Genomic DNA, 17,424 nt, shown 5'->3' on the forward strand with positions numbered 1-17,424 from the left:
GGGCGTTTCAGCCCCGACGAGGACTGATCATGGATCGCATCAGAATTACCGGTGGCAACGAGCTTCACGGGATCATCCCGATTTCCGGCGCCAAGAACGCCGCCCTGCCGCTGATGATCGCATCGCTCCTTACCGACGACACGCTGACGCTGGAAAACGTGCCGCATCTCGCCGATGTCGAGCAGCTCATCCGCATCCTCGGCAATCACGGCGCCGACATCTCGGTCAACGGCCGGCGCGAGCGGCAGGGCGAGAGCTATGCGCGCACGATCCACTTCACCTGCCGCAACATCGTCGATACCACGGCGCCCTATGAGCTGGTCTCGAAGATGCGCGCGAGCTTCTGGGTCATCGGACCGCTTCTGGCGCGCGAGGGCAAGGCGCGCGTGTCGCTGCCCGGCGGCTGCGCCATCGGGACGCGGCCGGTCGATCTCTTCATCGAGGGCCTTGCGGCGCTCGGCGCGAATATCGAGATCGACAGCGGCTATATCAATGCGACGGCCCCCGCAGGCGGGCTGATCGGCGCGCGCTACGTGTTTCCGAAAGTCTCCGTCGGCGCGACGCATGTCATGATGATGGCGGCGACGCTGGCCAATGGCACGACCACGATCGGCAATGCCGCGCGCGAGCCGGAAGTGGTCGATCTCGCGAACTGCCTCAACGCCATGGGCGCGAAGGTCACCGGCGCCGGCACCTCCACCATCACCATCGAGGGCGTCACCTCGCTTTCGGGCGCGCGCCACCGCGTCCTGCCCGATCGCATCGAAACCGGCACCTATGCCATGGCCGTGGCCATGACCGGCGGCGATGTCATCCTCGAAGGCACCGATGCGAGCCTGCTCGATACGGCGCTCGAAGCGATCCGCCGTGCGGGCGCCGAGATCACGCCGACGGAAACCGGCATCCGGGTCTATCGCAATGGCGGCGGCATCAAGCCGGTCGATGTGGTCACCGATCCCTTCCCGGGTTTCCCGACCGACCTGCAGGCGCAGTTCATGGGCCTGATGACGCGTTCCAGCGGCGTTTCGCACATCACCGAGACGATCTTCGAAAACCGCTTCATGCACGTGCAGGAGCTCGCCCGGCTCGGCGCGCGCATCACCCTGTCCGGCCAGACGGCGAAGATCGAGGGCGTACCGCGCCTGAAAGGTGCGCCGGTCATGGCGACCGACCTTCGCGCTTCCGTGTCGCTGGTCATCGCGGGCCTCGTGGCCGAAGGCGATACGATGGTGTCGCGCGTCTATCATCTGGATCGCGGCTTCGAGCGGCTGGAAGAGAAGCTGACACGCTGCGGCGCGATCGTCGAGCGCGTGACCGACTGATGCGCGGCGGGTCGCGGCCCGTTGCGCAAGCCGCCGCCGCGACCTATCTCTGCTCTGGACCCCGGAACCCGAAGGGCCAGATCTCACAGGCAGGACCTCATGGACACATTGAAGCTCATGGCGCTGGACGCGCAGGACCTGGAGATCATCTCCGCACATGTGCAGGATGCGGTCTTCAAGGTCGAGGGCATCTCCTACACGCCCCGGACCGGCAGCTTCGCGTTGGTGGTCAACCGCTTCGTCTGGGAAAAGACGGTGGGCGGCGATGCGGCCGCCGCCAAGAAGAAGACCAACGAGCGCCGCCGCGCCGTGATCGGCTTCCACCGCGTGACGGCCGTGCGCTCCATCGGCTTTTCGAGGACGGACACGGACGCCGTGCTGTCGCTGCTGGCCCTGCGGTTCGAGCCCAAGGGCGAGGGCCCGGACGGCGTGCTGGAACTGGTGCTGGCCGGCGATGCGACGATCGCGCTGAATGTGGAATGTATCGAGGTACAGCTTGCGGATACGGGCGGGGCGTGGGAAACCGCTTTCAGGCCTCACCATCCGGAAAGCTGAGACGGTGCCGGCCGGCGCTTGACGGGGAGAGGCCAGTGACGCCGGCAACCCCAAAGGCGCTATTCCGCCTGGCATGCCCGAATTCCCTATGACGTCCGCCGACACGAAGGATCCCGACACAGTGGCCATTCGCCTCGACCACCGCGCTTCCGATTTCGAGGCCGCATTCGCGGCCTTTCTCACCACCAAGCGGGAGGTCTCCGAGGATGTCGACCTTGCCGTGCGCCGGATCATCGCCGACGTGCGCGAGCGGGGTGACGCTGCCCTGTCCGAATATACGCTGAAATGGGACAAGCTCGACCACGCCACGACCGCCATGGCCGTCTCGGCCGAGGAAGTGGATGCCGCGATCGAAGCCGTGCCGTCCGAGGTGCTGGGCGCGCTGAAGGTCGCCGCCGTGCGGATCGAGGCGCACCATGCCCGCCAGCTGCCGAAGGACGACATCTATACCGATGCGATGGGCGTCGGCCTCGGCTCGCGATGGACGCCGATCGATGCGGTCGGCCTCTACGTTCCCGGGGGCACGGCGAGCTATCCCAGCTCCGTGCTGATGAACGCCTTGCCGGCGAAGGTCGCCGGCGTTCCGCGGGTGGTCATGGTCGTGCCGGCGCTTGCCGGCAACATCAATCCCGCCGTTCTCGCCGCAGCCCGCATGGCCGGCGTGTCCGAGATCTACCGGATCGGCGGCGCGCAGGCCATCGCGGCCCTTGCCTATGGCACGGCCACGATCGCACCGGTCGCCAAGATCATGGGTCCGGGCAACGCCTATGTGGCCGCCGCCAAGCGCCAGGTGTTCGGCACGGTCGGCATCGACATGATCGCCGGCCCATCCGAAGTTCTCGTGATCGCCGACAAGGACAACGACCCGGACTGGATCGCCGCCGACCTTCTGGCGCAGGCCGAGCACGATATCAATTCGCAGTCGATCCTCATCACCGACGATGCCGCGTTTGCCGACGCGGTCGAGCGGGCGGTCGAGCGGCAGCTCGCCACGCTTCCCCGCGCGGAGACGGCGCGCAGCAGCTGGCGCGATTTCGGCGCCATCATTCTCGTCGAGGATCTTGCCAGCGCACCGGACCTTGCCAACCGGATCGCGGCCGAGCACCTGGAACTGGCCCTGGCTGATCCGGATGCGATGATCCCCAAGATCCGCAATGCGGGGGCGATCTTCATCGGACGCTACACGCCCGAGGTCATCGGCGACTATGTCGGCGGCTCCAACCACGTGCTGCCGACCGCGCGCTCGGCCCGGTTCTCCTCCGGACTCGGCGTGCTCGACTATGTGAAGCGCACCTCGATCCTCAGGCTCGGCACCGAACAGCTGCGCGATCTCGGTCCCGCCGCCATCGCGCTCGCCCGTGCGGAGGGTCTGGAGGCGCATGCGCGCTCGGTGGCGATCCGCCTCAACCTTGGAGAGACGGGATGAGCCAGGCGCCCGCTTTTCGCCTCTGCGACGTGGTGCTGGACGAGACGATCGGCCGCTCGACGCCCGATGTGGAGCATGAGCGGGCCGTCGCCATCTTCGACCTGATCGAGGAAAACAGTTTTGAGCCGATCGGCCATGAAGGTGGCCCCTACCGGCTGAAACTGTCGCTGATGGACAGCAAGCTCGTGCTCAACGTGACCACCGAGGCGGGCGGCGACGTCATCACCCATATTCTCTCGCTGACGCCGTTCCGCCGCATCGTGCGCGATTATTTCATGATCTGCGAGAGCTATTACGAGGCAATCCGCAGCTCGACGCCGAGCCAGATCGAAGCGATCGACATGGGACGGCGCGGCATTCACAACGAGGGTTCGCAGACGCTGATGGATCGCCTTTCCGGCAAGATCAAGCTCGACTTCGACACGGCACGCCGGCTCTTCACCCTCGTCTGCGTGCTCTACTGGCGGGGGTAGGCGATGGTGCCGGGGCTTGAACCGCGAGACGACGGCACCGGACCTCCGCGGTCGGTGCTGTTCATGTGCGGCATGAATGCCATCCGCTCGCCCATGGCCGAGGTGCTGGCAAAGGCGCTGCTGCCGGCCGGGACCTACATCGCCTCGGCGGGCGTGAAGACCGGCGAGCGCGACCCCTTCGTCGATGTCGTGCTGGACGAGCTGGGCCTGACCGCCGGACGCCATGAGCCGCACACGCTGGACCAGCTCGAGGACGACTATTTCGACATGATCGTCACCCTAGCCCCGGAGGCACATCACCGCGCGCTGGAGCTGACCCGCTCGATGGCCGTGGATGTCGAATATTGGCCGACGGCGGATCCGACGGCCGCCATCGGCACGCGCGACCAGATCGTCGGGGCCTATCGCGATGTGCGCGACCATCTGGAAAGTCTCATCCGGCATCGTTTGCTTGGACAATCGCCGAACAAGATGCCATAGAGCGGGTTACGCGCAGCCGCGCATGCGAGGACAGGCGTTCTCCGGTGGCCGCACGGACCCTCGTCGACGCCCTCGTGCCCGGCCTGCAGCGTCGAAAGACGCCGTTTTGCCGTTGCCGAACCCCCGGCCGCTGACGGAAAGATCGAAAACCGGAACGCCGCTGTTCACAAACGGACGGTGATTGTGTAGTTTCCGGCAAATTTTTTAAAGAGGCCCAGGGCCTTCATGAAACTCGGAAAGACAAATCGTCAATGGCGAAAGAAGAAGTCCTCGAATTCCCGGGCGTCGTAACCGAACTGCTCCCCAATGCGACGTTCCGCGTCAAGCTGGAAAACGAACACGAAATCATCGCCCACACCGCCGGCCGCATGCGCAAGAACCGCATCCGCGTTCTTGCCGGCGACAAGGTGCTGGTGGAAATGACCCCGTACGACCTGACCAAGGGCCGCATCACCTACCGCTTCAAGTAAGGCACGCGAAGACAGGCACGGAATGAAGCCGGGCCGGCGCGCCGAGACGCATCGCATCCTGTCATGCGCCGCCCGCACATCACAGCGCTGCGAGATCGTACCCGTTTCGGCTCGGGGACGGCATGAAGGCAGCGCAAGCGGGCATGGCCAGAACCGACACCGCTCCGCCATGCAAGCTGCCGCATGCGCCCGTTCCGTCACACCGGTTCCGGTCGGGAGATCCTTGCGCAGAGATCCGGGAACGACAGACGATGGCAAACGATCAGACGCTTATCCTGGCATCCGGCTCGCCCCGCCGCGTCGAGCTCCTCGCGCAGGTCGGCATCGAGCCGCGGCGATTGATGCCGATGGATCTCGACGAGACCCCGCGGCGCACGGAGCATCCGCGCTCGCTCGCCTGGCGGCTTTCCGCCGAAAAGGCGCGAGCCGCGGCAGCGACGCTGAAAGGCATGGACGAGGCGCGCGGCGCTTATCTTCTGGCAGCCGACACCGTCGTCAGCGTCGGTCGCCGCATCCTGCAGAAACCGGAAAGCCTTGGAGAGGCCACGGCGGCCTTGACGCTTCTCTCCGGCCGCAGCCACCGGGTCTATACCGGCATCTGCCTCATCACGCCGGACGGCTCCGTTCGGCAGAAGGTGATCGACACGAAGGTCCGCTTTCGTCGCCTGACCTCCCACGATATCGAGAGCTATCTCGCCTCCGGCCAGTGGCGCGGCAAGGCGGGCGGCTATGCCATCCAGGGCATTGCCGGAAGCTTCGTCGTCAAGCTCGTCGGTTCCTACACCAATGTCGTGGGCCTGCCCCTGACCGAAACCGTCGCCCTGCTCTCCGGCGAGGGCTTCAACGTGCACGATGCCTGGCTCGAAGGATGACACCATGAGCAACGACACCCCGAAAGCCACAAGCGGCCGCAAGACCCCGAACGATCCTGCGAACGACAGCCCCGCCGCACAGGCCAAGCCCGTCTCCAACGTCGCTCCGCTGCGCAAGACCGTGCCCTGCCCGGAATGCGGCCGCCCGTCCCACCGCGAGCACTATCCCTTCTGCTCCAATCGCTGCCGCGACCTGGACCTCAGCCGCTGGCTCACCGGCGCCTATGCCATCCCCGTTTCCCAGGACGAGGACAACCCCGACGATACGCTCCAGAACGGCACGCGCGACGACGACTAGGGGCCGCTGAAAGAGAGAGGGCCGGCCGCCGCACAGCGAGACGTGCAGCAGCGCCAAAGACTTTCCTGTCCTCGATCCCTCAGGACGACCTCCAAGCCTCTCGCTGCCCTTACAGGCGCCTCGTGGAGACCGCAATCGGGCACTCCGTCCCTCCCCCAGCCTCTCGGTCCTCTTGAGAAGCTGAGCTCTATCAACAGCTTGTTCCGCAAACGAACTTTCTGTCAGAAAAACGCCATCTGGCGCTGGACACCTCCGAACAAGATGTTATAACCCCGCTCGCTTCCCGGGGAAAACCAAAGCCCCACGGTCTCACAAGGCCTTCGAAGCCGGTATGCCCGGATAGCTCAGTTGGTAGAGCAGCGGATTGAAAATCCGCGTGTCGGTGGTTCAAATCCGCCTCCGGGCACCATTTTTCCGCAACTCGTTACTCTTACAGACCCGCAGGCAGTGATGACGGCCGCGTCGTGTTCAGCTGCTCCGCATGGCGCGCAGGGGCGATGTGCGTCACCCTGTCTTGATGTTCTCCTTGATGCTTGGGGTCTGCGTTTCAGCCTGGCGGCACGTTGCGGAAGAGACGGGGCGGGGGGCGGTCGAATGTCTGGTGGCCGTTCTTCCAGGCAGCGGTTGCCGTTGCCGGGCCTGCGACGGCGTTTGCGGCGGACGGTGCCGAGAGGAGGACGAGCGTGGCGGGATCGCCGATCGCGGGCGGCAGGGCGCTTCGCCCCAGCAGCCGTTCCGCATTGACGGTGATCATATCGAAGACGCCTGCAAGCGCCTGATCCGTGCCGAGTTGCGCGATGTTGGCATAGAGATTTGCCATGCGGAGCAGCGACATGTCGCCGAAGGGCGTGAAGGGGTTGAGAACATTGTTGGTGGAAATCGTGGTCAGCACGCCGTGGCTTGCGAGCCGGTGGGCCGGTGCCACGCCGCGGGGAACAAGGTGCGTGGCATCCCGGGCGGTGAGGAAGAGGTCGGTCGCCGGCAGGACGGTGACGGCGATGCCGGCGTCCGCGATTTCTCGGGCGATCACCGCGAAGGCTTGAGGCGGGAGTGCCGAGAGCTTGGTGACGTGGCCGATGGAGACGCGCCCCTGGTAGCCGCGCCGCACGGTCTCTGCGATGACGGTCGGGAGATTGGACCCCTCGGGATCAAGATCGAAATCCAGGTGGAAATCGACCGGGACGCCATGGCGCTCCGCAAGGTCGAAGATCGCGGCTATATGCGCCTGCGGATCGGGATCGGTATAGGGGCAACCGCCGACGACATCCGCGCCGGACTGCAAGGCCGCATCCAGCATCTCCAGCGTGCCCGGATCGTTGGTCAGTCCCTCCTGGGCAAAGGCGCAGATTTCGATGTCGATCAGGGCTCGATAATCCGCGCGCAAGCGCTTGATCGCCTCGAAGGAGCGGAAGCCGGCGCGTCCGTCGATCTCCACGAAGGTGCGCAGGCGGTTCGTGCCATTGACGATCGCCTGCTCCACGACATAGGCGGCCCGTTGATAGACATCGGCCTGCGTGAACGCGGCCTTGGCGCGCGAGGTCTCGGCCACGGCTTCGGCCAGCGTGCCGGTGCAGAGCGTGCACCGGCCGATGATGCCCGCCTTGTCGAGGTGGAGATGGGTTTCGACGAGGCCGCGACAGAGGAGATTGCCCAGGGCGTCACGCTCCGGCGCATCGCAGACGAAGGAGCCTGCCGCACTTTCGGCGATGCCGGCAATGAGGCCGCCTTCGAAGGCGATATCGTCGAGGCCTTCCCTTCCCTCCAGCCGGGCATTGCGGATCACGAAATCGATGGTCATTGTTGCCTCGCGATCGCTGGAGCCCTGATCCGCCCTGCGGGTTTACAGTCCTGCGGGTTTAAAGTTCTGGGACAGGGGGTCGGCGAAGTTGAAACGGGTTCTTGCGGGAACGCAAGGCCGGAGATGGCGATGGTGCGATGAGCAGACGGCAATCCACGGAAACGTCGGGCGCGGCGCGGCCAAGCCTTTCGCGCGGGCGCGGCGGCATGGTCACAAGCCCGCACGCGCTGGCGAGCAACGCGGGCGCCCGTGTGCTGCGCGAGGGCGGCAACGCGCTCGAGGCCTGCATTGCCACCGGCGCTGCCATTGCCGTGCTCTATCCGCATTTCTGCGGCCTCGGCGGCGATGCCGTCTGGATCGTCGCCGATCCGGATGGGCGGCGACGCTGCTTTCTCGGGATCGGGCAGGCGGCGCGTCAGTTGCCGGAGCGAGCGGCGGGCGATACCGCCATTCCCCTTCGCGGCGCCGGCTCGACCCTGACCAGCGCCTGCGTGGTCGACAGCTGGGGGCATGCACTCGCCTATTCGGAGAAGCACTGGGGCGGCACGCGCAGCTTCTCAACTTTGCTCGCCGATGCGATCGGCTTTGCGCGCGATGGATTTCCGGTGACGGCATCGCAGGCCTTCTGGCTCGACTTCCGCAAGGCGGAGGCGGTGCGCTGGCCGGGTTTTGCCGCACTGTTCATGCCCGGCGGCGTCGCCCCGGAGGTCGGCGCGATTTTTCGCCAGCAGCAGCTCGCCCGAACGCTCGAACGTCTGGCGGCGGAGGGGCCGCGTGCCTTCTACGAGGGGCCGTTGGCACAGGTGATCGCCGATGGTCTGCGCGCGGCCGGATCTCCGCTGACGGCATGGGATCTGGCGGCAACGCGAACGCGGGAAGAGGCGCCGGCGAGCCTCGTCTATCGCGGTCTGGAACTGCTGGCGCCGCCCCCGCCGACGCAGGGCGTGACGACGCTCGCGATCATGGGCATTCTCGCGCATTTCGATCTCTCCGCGCTTGAGGCCGGAGGCGCCGATCATCTCCATCTCTGCGTGGAGGCGGTGAAACAGGCCTTTCTCGATCGGCACGGGCTTGCCGATCCCGATGCGCGCGCCCAGCCGATCGACGCTTTTCTCGATGTCGTGCACCTCGCCGCCCGGGCAAAGGGCATCGATCGGACGCAGGCAAAAGCCTGGCCGCATGTGTTTCGCACCGGCGATACCGTGTTCTTCGGGGCAACGGATGCGGCAGGGCGCAGCGTCAGCGTGCTCCAGAGCACCTATTTCGATTGGGGAAGCGGGGTCGTCGTCGGCGATACCGGCATTCTCTGGCAGAACCGGGGCGCGGCTTTCTCGCTCGAACCCGACCATCCCAACGTGCTGGCGCCGGGCAAGCGGCCGTTCTACACGCTCAATCCGGGCATGGGCCTGCGCGACGGGCGTCCGGAACTGATCTACGGCACGCAAGGCGCCGACGGGCAGCCGCAGACGCTGGCGATGCTTCTCACCCGGCTGATCGATTTCGACGAGGATCCCGCCCAGGCGCTGGCTGGGCCGCGCTTCCTGCTCGGCAAGACGTTTTCCGACAGCCGCGACAGCCTGAAGCTTGAGGCGGATGCCGGCGAGACCGTGTTCGAAACGCTGGCCGGCCGGGGCCATCTGCTGTCGCCCCTGCCCGCACTCAGCCCGATTGCCGGACAGGCAGGCGTGATCCGGATAAATGCGGACGGCACGCTCGAAGGGGCGCACGATCCACGCGGCGAGGGCCTGGCCGTGGCTGTCGAACCGGATATGTCGCCGGCTAAATAGCTAGGCGTTGCAGCGCGGCCTCCGCGTCCTGCGGGAAACGTGCGGTCTCCATGGCCGCTCCGGGGAAGACGCTGCCGACGGCGATCAGAACGGGATTGTCGTAGCCGATGTCGGCGATCCCGACATGCAGGGTCGAGAGCGTGCCATGCCAGCGCCGTTCTTCCGCACGGCTGATGTTGGAGGCGATGACGACCGGCATGTCGCCGCTCATGCCCTCGGCCATCAGGCGCTCGGCGATCGCCGGGGCCGTGCGTCCGCCCATGTAGAAGACGGTGGTCGTGCGCGGGTCGGCGCAGGCGCGCCAGTCGATATCGGTCGGCAGGCAGCCGTTGCGCGAGTGGCCGGTGATGAAGCGGACGGCATGGGTATGATCGCGATGGGTGAGGGACACGCCGAGCCGCGAGGCGAGCGCGCTGGCCGCGGTGATCCCGGGCACGACATCCACGGGAATGCCATGCGCTTCCAGGCAGGCGATCTCCTCCCCTGCCCGGCCGAACACCATGGGATCGCCGCTCTTCAGCCGCACCACGGTCTTGCCCGCCTTGGCGAAGGTGACCATCATCGCGTTGATATCCTCCTGCTTGCAGCTCGTCCGCCCACCGCGCTTGCCGACCAGCATGCGCTTGGCCTCCCGGCGGGCCAGCTCCAGCACATCGGTGGAAACGAGGTCGTCGAACAGGATGACGTCGGCCGCCTGAAGCGCGCGGACGGCCTTCAAGGTCAGCAGTTCCGCATCGCCCGGACCGGCGCCGACCAGCGTGACCTTGCCGATGCCGGGCCCCTCCCGCGTGCCTTCGCGTCCGGCGGCCAGCCGATCGGCCTCGGCGATGAGGTCGGCGCCGCTTTCGGGCGTCGGCAGGCTGGTGAAAGCCCGATCCACGAAACGCTCCCAGAAGGCGCGCCGCTCCGGCCCCGGATGCAGCCGCGCGGCGACCGCATCGCGCAACGACTGGGCGAGCATCGACCAGCCCTTGATGCTCTGCGGCAGCAGCGTCTCGATACGGCGGCGGATCGCCTGCGCCAGGATCGGCGCGGCGCCATCGGTGGAGATGGCGACGACGACCGGCGAGCGGTTGACGATCGAGCCGAACTGGAACTGGCAGAAAGCCGGCTTGTCGATGACGTTGACCGGCACGCCCGCCGCGATCGCGCCATCGTAGAACGCGCGCGCCTCGTCTTCCTCTTCGCAATCGGCAATGGCGAGGGCTGCACCGGGCAGGACATCGGCTGCCCACACCCGTGCATGCTGCACGAAGCCACCGCGCGCCCTGCCCGCCGCGCGCTCCTCCGAATGACGCGCGAGCATGTCGGCGAAGACGTCGCAGAGCGTGTCGTCGGGCGCATAGACGTGAACCTCGGCACCGCAGGCGGCGAGAAGCTCGGCCTTCCAGCACGCCCCTTCCGTGCCGCCGGCAAGGATGACGCGCTTGCCTTCGAGGCCCCAGAAGACGGGGAGTTTGGCCAGGGCCTCGACGCGGGCCGTCGCCTTCGATGTCGATCCCTCGCGGGACGTGTTGTCGTCACTCCGCAGCAGCGATACGCGTTCCATTGAGGATCTCCCTGATCTCTGCGCGGCAGGAGCCGCAATTGGTGCCGGCGTTCAGCGCCTTGCCGATGGCCTCGACCGTGCAGCAACCGCCGGCCGCCGCAGTGACGATCTGGTTGATGCCGACATTGAAGCAGGAACAGACCGTGGCGCCGGGGTCGATCGATTCTGCACCCGGACGGCCGGCAACCACGGCGAAGCGGCGCCGCAGATCGGAATGGACGTCACCCAGCTGGGAGATAGCCCAGTTTCGGGCGACCGCGACCGGGCGCGGGCTGAGGAAGACGGCGCCGAGCAGACGCTCGCCATCGAAGAAGGCCATCCGGATCTGGCCGGTGACGGCATCGCGGTAGCCGAGGGGTTCAAGGCCCGGGGGAATGCCGAGCGTCTCGACACTCCACCCGGTCCAGTCGCGATCCTGCACCCCACCCTCCTCCTCAAGAGACAGGGGTGCAGCCGCAAACTCCATGCGCCAGCCACCGGCAGCGCGTGCCAGCGCATGATAGGCGAGCGGATGGGAGGACAATCCGGAAACCTTCGGCTTTTCCACCGAGATGGCAAAGCCGTAAAGCCCGACGTCCAGCTTGGCCGCGGCGACAGCCACATGCTTGGAGGCGGGCTGGCCGGACACCGGGTCCACCAGCCCCGGCACCAGCGCATCGATGCGGGCAGCAGAAGCGAACTGGTCGTTCCAGTGCATGGGCGCAAAGAGGTGGCCGGGCTTCTGGCGCGGGGTGACGAGGGCGCGCAGCACGGCGCGTCCCTGCGGGCTCTCCAGCACCACGAGGTCGGCCGGCGTCAGATCGAGCGCCCGCGCGTCGTCCGGGTGGATCTCCACGAAAGGTTCGGCGAAGTGCGCGGTCAGCCGCGCGGTCTTGCCGGTCCGCGTCATCGTGTGCCACTGGTCGCGGATACGGCCTGTGTTGAGCGCGAAGGGATGCGCCTCTGTCGTCCGGCGATCGCGCGCGGGAATAACGGGCACGAAGCGCGCCCGGCCATCTGCATGATAGAAGCGACCATCCGCGAAGAACCGGCTGTCTGTTTCACGCGGGGCCGTGCCGGCCGGCTGCGGCCACTGGAAGGGCGCGAGCGCTTCATAGGCGTCCGCGGAAATGTCGGCATGAGCGCCGATATCGAAATCGCGGCGGCCGTCGTTTTCGAAAGCGGAGAGCGCAGCGTGTTCGGCAAAAACCGCGGCTGCGTCGGGGAAGTTGAATGCCGCATCAAAGCCCATGCGCCGGGCGACCTGCGCCATCTGCCACCAGTCGGCTTTTGCCTCGCCCGGCACGTCGAGAAACGTCCGCTGGCGGGAGATGCGGCGTTCGGAATTCGTCACCGTTCCCTGCTTTTCACCCCAGCCGACCGATGGCAGCAGCACATGGGCAAGCGCCGTCGTGTCGGTTCCGGCCATGACGTCGGAGACGACGACGAAGGGACAGGCGGCAAGTGCTGCGCGCACGAGATCGGCTTCGGGCATCGAGACGACCGGGTTGGTCGCCATGATCCAGATCGCCTTGACGCGGCCATCGGCGACTGCGCGGAAGAGGTCCACGGCCTTCAGACCGGGCTTGCCGGCGATGACCGGCGACTGCCAGAACCGCTGGACCGTGTCGCGATCCTGCGCATCCTCGATCGCCATATGGGCCGCGAGCATGTTGGCGAGACCGCCGACCTCGCGTCCGCCCATGGCATTCGGCTGGCCGGTCAGCGAGAACGGCCCCATGCCGGGCCTGCCGATGCGGCCGGTGGCAAGATGACAGTTGATGATGGCATTGACCTTGTCGCTGCCGGAGGAGGACTGGTTGACACCCTGGCTGTAGCAGGTGACGACGCGCTCGCTGGTCGCAAACAGCGCATAGAAATCCTCGATGTCAGCGCTATCGAGGCCTGTCGCCTCCGCCACCTGGGCGAGGCCGAGATCCGCGACGCGGGACAGCGCGGCATCGAAGCCTTGCGTGTGCGCCTCGATAAAGGTCCGGTCGAGCATGCCTTTCGAAGCGAGATCGGCGAGCAGGCCGCCGAACAGGGCCGTGTCTCCGTCGGGCAGGATCGAGAGGTGGAGGTCGGCGATATCGCTCGTCGCGGTGCGGCGCGGATCGACGACGACGACCTTCATCTGCGGTCGGGCAGCCTTGGCCGCGGCAAGGCGCTGATAGATGACCGGGTGGCACCAGGCGAGGTTTGAACCGGTGAGGACGACGAGATCGGCAAGCTCGATATCGGCATAGGTGCCCGGCACCGTATCCGACCCGAAGGCGCGCCGATGGCCGGCAACCGAGGACGACATGCAGAGACGGGAATTGGTGTCGATGTTCGCCGAGCCGATGAAGCCCTTCATCAGCTTGTTGGCGACGTAATAGTCCTCGGTAAGAAGCTGGCCCGAGACGTAGAAGGCCACCGAATCCGGTCCATGTTGCCGGATCGTGTCGGCAAACGTCGTGGCCACGAGATCGAGGGCCGTATCCCAGGACGCCGGCGCGCCGGCGATGTGGGGCACCAGCAGGCGACCGTCGAGATCGATGGTTTCGGCCAGCGCCGAGCCCTTCGAGCAGAGCCGGCCAAAGTTCGCCGGATGGTCGGGATCGCCGCGTACCGAGACGGCCCCGGCCTCCTCGACGCGAGCGATGACGCCGCAGCCGACGCCGCAATAGGGACAGGTCGTCTTGATCTCAACGGGCATCGGCATTTTTCCCAAGGTTGACGTGAGGACAGTCCCGCGACCGGTCGCCGCTATTCGGCGGCGACCAGCAGGCTGAGCTTGTCGACCGCGATCGACAGTCGGCCGTCGCGATTGCGGATCGGGATGGTGCGGACCTCGCCTTCGTCGGCACCCTGCGCCTGTCCGGTTTCCAGCGAGAACACCATGTTGTGCAGCGGGCAGGTGACCGATGTTCCGTGGACGATGCCCTGGGAAAGCGGACCGGCCTTGTGGGGGCAGCGGTCCTCGATCGCAAACACCTGATCGTCCGCCGTGCGGAACACGGCAATCCGGCCCTGCGGTGTGCGGACGCAGCGCGCCCCTCGCACGGGAATCTCATGGATGACGCCGATATCCACCCAGTCCCTGTCGAAGCCGCTCGTGACGGCGTCCGCATCGCTCCTGCTCATGATCTTCGTTTCCATCGCCATCACTCCGCCGCTTCCGCCATGCCGACGACGGCCATGGGCTTGAACTCGTGCTTGTCCTTGCCGGAGACGCGCTCCGACCAGGGATCGACCTGTGCGAACTTCTGGGAGAAGACGAAGCGATCGAAATAGCCCTTGCGCTTCTCGGCATCGCCCATGATCTGGCGGCGGATCTCATCGAGCCCGACGCGCTTTGCCCATTTGTAGATGCGTTCGAGATAGCGGCCCTGCTCGCGGTACATCTGCGCCAGCGCCACGATGTGTTCGAGCGCCTCCTCTTCCGTGGCCACGAGCCCCAGCACTTCGGTGCCCTTGATGTCGAGGCCGGCCGCGCCTGCGAAGTGGATCTCGTAGCCGCTGTCGACGCAGATGACGCCGATGTCCTTGCAGGTCGCTTCCGCGCAGTTGCGCGGACAGCCGGAAACGGCAAGCTTCAGCTTGGCCGGCGTCCAGGAGCCCCACATGAACTTCTCGAGCCGGATTCCGAGACCGGTGGAATCCTGCGTGCCGAAGCGGCACCAGTCCGTGCCGACGCAGGTCTTCACCGTGCGCAAGCCCTTGGCATAAGCCTGACCCGAGACGAAGCCGGCCTTGCCGAGATCCGCCCAGACGGCGGGCAGGTCTTCCTTGTGGATGCCGAGCAGGTCGATGCGCTGGCCGCCGGTCACCTTGACCATGGGAATTTCGAACTTGTCGACCACGTCTGCGATGGCCCGCAGCTCGCCGGCATTGGTCACGCCACCCCACATCCGGGGAACGACGGAATAGGTGCCATCCTTCTGGATGTTGGCGTGGACGCGCTCGTTGATAAAGCGCGACTGGTAGTCGTCGGCATATTCGTCCGGCCAGTCGCAGACGAGGTAGTAGTTGAGCGCCGGCCGGCACTTGGCGCAGCCGCAGGAGGTCTTCCATTCCAGTTCCTGCATGACGGCGGGAATGGTCTTCAGGCCTTTGGCGACGATCAGGCGGCGCACGTCGTCATGGCCGAGTTCTGTGCACGTGCACATGGGCTGGACGGCGGCCGGATTGTAGCTGTCGCCGAGCGTCAGCACCATCAGCTGCTCGACAAGGCCGGTGCAGGAGCCGCAGGAGGCGGAAGCCTTAGTGTGGGCGCGCACATCATCGAGCGATGTCAGGCCCTTGGCCGTGATCGTGCCGACGATCTTGCTCTTGCAGACGCCGTTGCAGCCGCAGATTTCCGCATCATCCGGCAAGGCTGCAACGGCCGCCGTAGGGTCCAGCGGGCTGCCCCCCTGATAGGCCTGGCCGAAAATGAGAGTATCGCGCATCTCGGAGATGTCGGTGCCCCGTTTGATCATGTCGAAGAACCAGGCACCGTCTGCCGTTTCGCCGTAGAGCACGGCACCGACAATGCGGTTGTCCCTGAGCACGAGGCGCTTGTAGACGCCGGCTGTGGCATCGCGCAGCACGATCTCCTCGCGATCCTCGCCTTCGGCGAAGTCGCCGGCCGAGAACAGGTTGATGCCGGTCACCTTCAGCTTGGTATTGACGACCGAGCCGCGATATTCCGAGGCGCCGCCGATCAGGCGATCGGCGAGCGTCTTTGCGCTTTCGTAGAGCGGCGCGACAAGACCGTAGCAGACGCCGCGGTGTTCGGCGCATTCGCCGAGCGCGTAGATCGACCCGTCCGACGTCATCATGCCGTCGTCCACGACGATGCCGCGGTTGGTGACGACGCCCGCATCCTTGGCCAGCTGGGCTGCCGGACGGATGCCGACGGCCATCACGACGATGGTGCCCTCGATGACCCGGCCGTCTTCGAGCTCGATGCCCTCGACCTTGTCCTCACCGACGATCCGCTTGGTGTTCGCCTTGGTGATGATCTCGATGCCGCGATCGTTCAGGGCTTTTTCAAGCAGGTAGGCGGCCGGTGGATCGAGCTGGCGCTCCATGATCGTCGGCATGATGTGGATGACGGTGACGTCCATCCCCTGGCGCTTGAGGCCATAGGCGGCCTCGAGCCCGAGCAGGCCGGCGCCGATGACGATGGCCCGGCCGCCGCGCTTGGTGGCATCCAGCATCTTCTCGACGTCGTCGAGATCGCGGTAGGCCAGCACGCCGGGCAGCGTGTGACCGGGGACCGGGATGATGAAGGGCAGCGAGCCCGTGGCGATGACGAGCTTGTCGTAGCTTTCCGTCACGCCGCTTGCAGACGTCACGGTCTTGGCCGCGCGGTCGATGCCGGTGACCTTCGCGCCCTTGTGCAGCGTCACGCCGTGGCGGGCGTACCAGTCATCGCCGTGGATGACGATGTCTTCGTAGAGCTTCTCGCCCGAGAGAACGGGCGACAGCATGATGCGGTCGTAGTTGACGCGCGGCTCGGCATTGAAGATCACGACGTCGTAAAGACCGGGGGCCTGCTCGAAGAGCTCTTCCAGCATCCGGCCGGGCGCCATGCCGTTGCCGATGATGACGAGTTTCTGTTTCATGTCATCCTCTCCTTATGCGGCTTCCACGAGGCGGTGGCGCTCGTAGAGGAACTTCAGGACGGCTTCCCGGCACTTCAGGTAGGTGCGGTCGGTGGCCAGCTCGATGCGGTTGCGCGGACGGGCGATCGGCACGTCGAGGATTTCGCCGATGCGGGCCGCCGGACCGTTGGTCATCATCACGATGCGATCCGAGAGCAGGACGGCCTCGTCCACGTCGTGGGTGATCATCAGCACGGTGTTGCCGAGCTTCTGGTGGATCTGCATGACCTGGTCCTGCAGATGGGCGCGGGTGAGCGCATCGAGCGCGCCGAAGGGCTCGTCGAGCAGCAGAACCTTGGGTTCCATGGCGAGCGCACGGGCGATGCCGACGCGCTGCTTCATGCCGCCGGAGACTTCGGAGGGCTTCTTGTCCTTGGCATGCGTCATCTGCACGAGATCGAGATTGCGCATGACCCAGTCGTGGCGTTCCGCCTTCGTCTTCTTGCGGGAGAACACCTTGTCGACGGCCAGCGACACGTTTTCATAGACGGTAAGCCAGGGAAGCAGCGAATGGTTCTGGAACACCACGGCGCGTTCCGGGCCGGGCTCGGAGACTTCCTTGTTCTCGAGCAGCACCGCGCCGCTGGTGACCTTGGTCAGGCCGGCGACGAGGTTGAGCAGCGTGGACTTGCCGCAGCCGGAATGGCCGATGATCGAGATGAACTCGCCCTTTTCGACGCCAAGCGAGACCTGCTTGAGGACTTCGGAGACCTGGCCATTGCGCTCGAACGACTTGTCGACCATTTCGATGGAGAGATAGGCTTTTGCCATGGGAACGTCCT

General features: G+C 66.1%; 14 protein-coding genes, 1 tRNA gene and 1 pseudogene. 10 read left to right on the forward strand and 6 right to left on the reverse strand.

Annotated features, from left to right (window positions below):
- The first annotated feature begins 29 nt into the window (after window positions 1-29).
- From murA to C8J36_RS10035, 9 genes and pseudogenes are all read left to right on the forward strand, one after another.
- Window positions 30-1,322 (forward strand): UDP-N-acetylglucosamine 1-carboxyvinyltransferase, encoded by a 1,293-nt coding sequence (murA, locus tag C8J36_RS09995; RefSeq protein ID WP_062595126.1) that lies wholly within the window; start codon window positions 30-32, stop codon window positions 1,320-1,322.
- A gap of 99 nt (window positions 1,323-1,421) precedes the next feature.
- On the forward strand, window positions 1,422-1,877 hold the full coding sequence (locus tag C8J36_RS10000; RefSeq protein WP_132534470.1) for a DUF2948 family protein: 456 nt from the start codon (window positions 1,422-1,424) through the stop codon (window positions 1,875-1,877).
- 121 nt (window positions 1,878-1,998) lie between these two features.
- A complete protein-coding gene (gene hisD, locus C8J36_RS10005) occupies window positions 1,999-3,303 on the forward strand; it encodes a histidinol dehydrogenase (protein WP_132534954.1) in 1,305 nt (434 codons plus the stop codon).
- The gene (locus tag C8J36_RS10010) at window positions 3,300-3,776 is read left to right on the forward strand and encodes a UPF0262 family protein (RefSeq protein WP_132534472.1); all 477 of its coding nucleotides are present in this window, start codon (window positions 3,300-3,302) and stop codon (window positions 3,774-3,776) included. The genes hisD and C8J36_RS10010 overlap by 4 nt, the downstream gene beginning before the upstream one ends.
- A 3-nt stretch (window positions 3,777-3,779) precedes the next feature.
- Entirely contained in the window at window positions 3,780-4,256 is a 477-nt protein-coding gene (locus tag C8J36_RS10015) for a low molecular weight phosphatase family protein (protein ID WP_132534474.1), read from the forward strand.
- Between the two features lie 251 nt (window positions 4,257-4,507).
- Window positions 4,508-4,726, forward strand: a complete 219-nt coding sequence (gene infA / locus C8J36_RS10020; protein ID WP_004435948.1) for a translation initiation factor IF-1 — start codon at window positions 4,508-4,510, stop codon at window positions 4,724-4,726.
- Window positions 4,727-4,977: 251 nt separating this feature from the next.
- Complete coding sequence (locus tag C8J36_RS10025; RefSeq protein ID WP_062595130.1) at window positions 4,978-5,598, forward strand: Maf-like protein; 621 nt, start codon at window positions 4,978-4,980, stop codon at window positions 5,596-5,598.
- Between the two features lie 94 nt (window positions 5,599-5,692).
- Window positions 5,693-5,896, forward strand: a pseudogene (gene yacG, locus C8J36_RS25315) (DNA gyrase inhibitor YacG); the annotation flags it as partial.
- A 333-nt stretch (window positions 5,897-6,229) separates the two neighbouring features.
- Window positions 6,230-6,305: transfer RNA gene (locus C8J36_RS10035), tRNA-Phe, on the forward strand.
- A gap of 138 nt (window positions 6,306-6,443) precedes the next feature.
- Here C8J36_RS10035 and C8J36_RS10040 read toward each other — a convergent pair.
- Entirely contained in the window at window positions 6,444-7,694 is a 1,251-nt protein-coding gene (locus C8J36_RS10040; protein ID WP_132534478.1) for an amidohydrolase family protein, read from the reverse strand.
- 206 nt (window positions 7,695-7,900) lie between these two features.
- Here C8J36_RS10040 and C8J36_RS10045 point away from each other — a divergent pair, with 206 nt between their 5' ends.
- A complete protein-coding gene (locus C8J36_RS10045; RefSeq protein WP_132534956.1) occupies window positions 7,901-9,481 on the forward strand; it encodes a gamma-glutamyltransferase family protein in 1,581 nt (526 codons plus the stop codon).
- Here C8J36_RS10045 and cysG read toward each other — a convergent pair.
- Genes cysG through C8J36_RS10070 form a run of 5 tightly spaced genes read right to left on the reverse strand, consistent with a single transcriptional unit; the run spans window position 9,474 to window position 17,413 of the window.
- The gene (gene cysG, locus C8J36_RS10050; RefSeq protein ID WP_132534480.1) at window positions 9,474-11,030 is read right to left on the reverse strand and encodes a siroheme synthase CysG; all 1,557 of its coding nucleotides are present in this window, start codon (window positions 11,028-11,030) and stop codon (window positions 9,474-9,476) included. The two genes, C8J36_RS10045 and cysG, sit on opposite strands and share 8 nt — an antisense overlap.
- On the reverse strand, window positions 11,002-13,707 hold the full coding sequence (locus C8J36_RS10055) for a nitrate reductase (RefSeq protein WP_132534482.1): 2,706 nt from the start codon (window positions 13,705-13,707) through the stop codon (window positions 11,002-11,004). Before C8J36_RS10055 ends, cysG begins: the two co-directional genes overlap by 29 nt.
- Window positions 13,708-13,757: 50 nt before the next feature.
- Complete coding sequence (gene nirD, locus C8J36_RS10060) at window positions 13,758-14,135, reverse strand: nitrite reductase small subunit NirD (protein WP_062595565.1); 378 nt, start codon at window positions 14,133-14,135, stop codon at window positions 13,758-13,760.
- A 20-nt stretch (window positions 14,136-14,155) separates the two neighbouring features.
- Complete coding sequence (gene nirB, locus C8J36_RS10065; protein WP_062595133.1) at window positions 14,156-16,603, reverse strand: nitrite reductase large subunit NirB; 2,448 nt, start codon at window positions 16,601-16,603, stop codon at window positions 14,156-14,158.
- A 12-nt stretch (window positions 16,604-16,615) separates the two neighbouring features.
- A complete protein-coding gene (locus C8J36_RS10070; protein ID WP_062595134.1) occupies window positions 16,616-17,413 on the reverse strand; it encodes an ABC transporter ATP-binding protein in 798 nt (265 codons plus the stop codon).
- Window positions 17,414-17,424 lie beyond the last annotated feature (11 nt).

The sequence above is a fragment of the Rhizobium sp. PP-F2F-G48 genome, from assembly GCF_004342335.1.
Lineage (GTDB): Bacteria > Pseudomonadota > Alphaproteobacteria > Rhizobiales > Rhizobiaceae > Ferranicluibacter.

Excerpts from the sequence above, each read along its gene's own strand:
- C8J36_RS10045 (WP_132534956.1), top strand. The coding sequence starts at position 7,901 with ATGGTCACAAGCCCGCACGCGCTGGCGAGCAACGCGGGCGCCCGTGTG.
- C8J36_RS10025 (WP_062595130.1), top strand. The coding sequence starts at position 4,978 with ATGGCAAACGATCAGACGCTTATCCTGGCATCCGGCTCGCCCCGCCGC.
- C8J36_RS10010 (WP_132534472.1), top strand. The coding sequence starts at position 3,300 with ATGAGCCAGGCGCCCGCTTTTCGCCTCTGCGACGTGGTGCTGGACGAG.
- nirD (WP_062595565.1), bottom strand. The coding sequence starts at position 14,135 with ATGAGCAGGAGCGATGCGGACGCCGTCACGAGCGGCTTCGACAGGGAC.
- nirB (WP_062595133.1), bottom strand. The coding sequence starts at position 16,603 with ATGAAACAGAAACTCGTCATCATCGGCAACGGCATGGCGCCCGGCCGG.
- C8J36_RS10015 (WP_132534474.1), top strand. The coding sequence starts at position 3,780 with ATGGTGCCGGGGCTTGAACCGCGAGACGACGGCACCGGACCTCCGCGG.
- infA (WP_004435948.1), top strand. The coding sequence starts at position 4,508 with ATGGCGAAAGAAGAAGTCCTCGAATTCCCGGGCGTCGTAACCGAACTG.
- C8J36_RS10040 (WP_132534478.1), bottom strand. The coding sequence starts at position 7,694 with ATGACCATCGATTTCGTGATCCGCAATGCCCGGCTGGAGGGAAGGGAA.
- murA (WP_062595126.1), top strand. The coding sequence starts at position 30 with ATGGATCGCATCAGAATTACCGGTGGCAACGAGCTTCACGGGATCATC.
- C8J36_RS10055 (WP_132534482.1), bottom strand. The coding sequence starts at position 13,707 with ATGCCCGTTGAGATCAAGACGACCTGTCCCTATTGCGGCGTCGGCTGC.
- C8J36_RS10070 (WP_062595134.1), bottom strand. The coding sequence starts at position 17,413 with ATGGCAAAAGCCTATCTCTCCATCGAAATGGTCGACAAGTCGTTCGAG.
- cysG (WP_132534480.1), bottom strand. The coding sequence starts at position 11,030 with ATGGAACGCGTATCGCTGCTGCGGAGTGACGACAACACGTCCCGCGAG.
- C8J36_RS10000 (WP_132534470.1), top strand. The coding sequence starts at position 1,422 with ATGGACACATTGAAGCTCATGGCGCTGGACGCGCAGGACCTGGAGATC.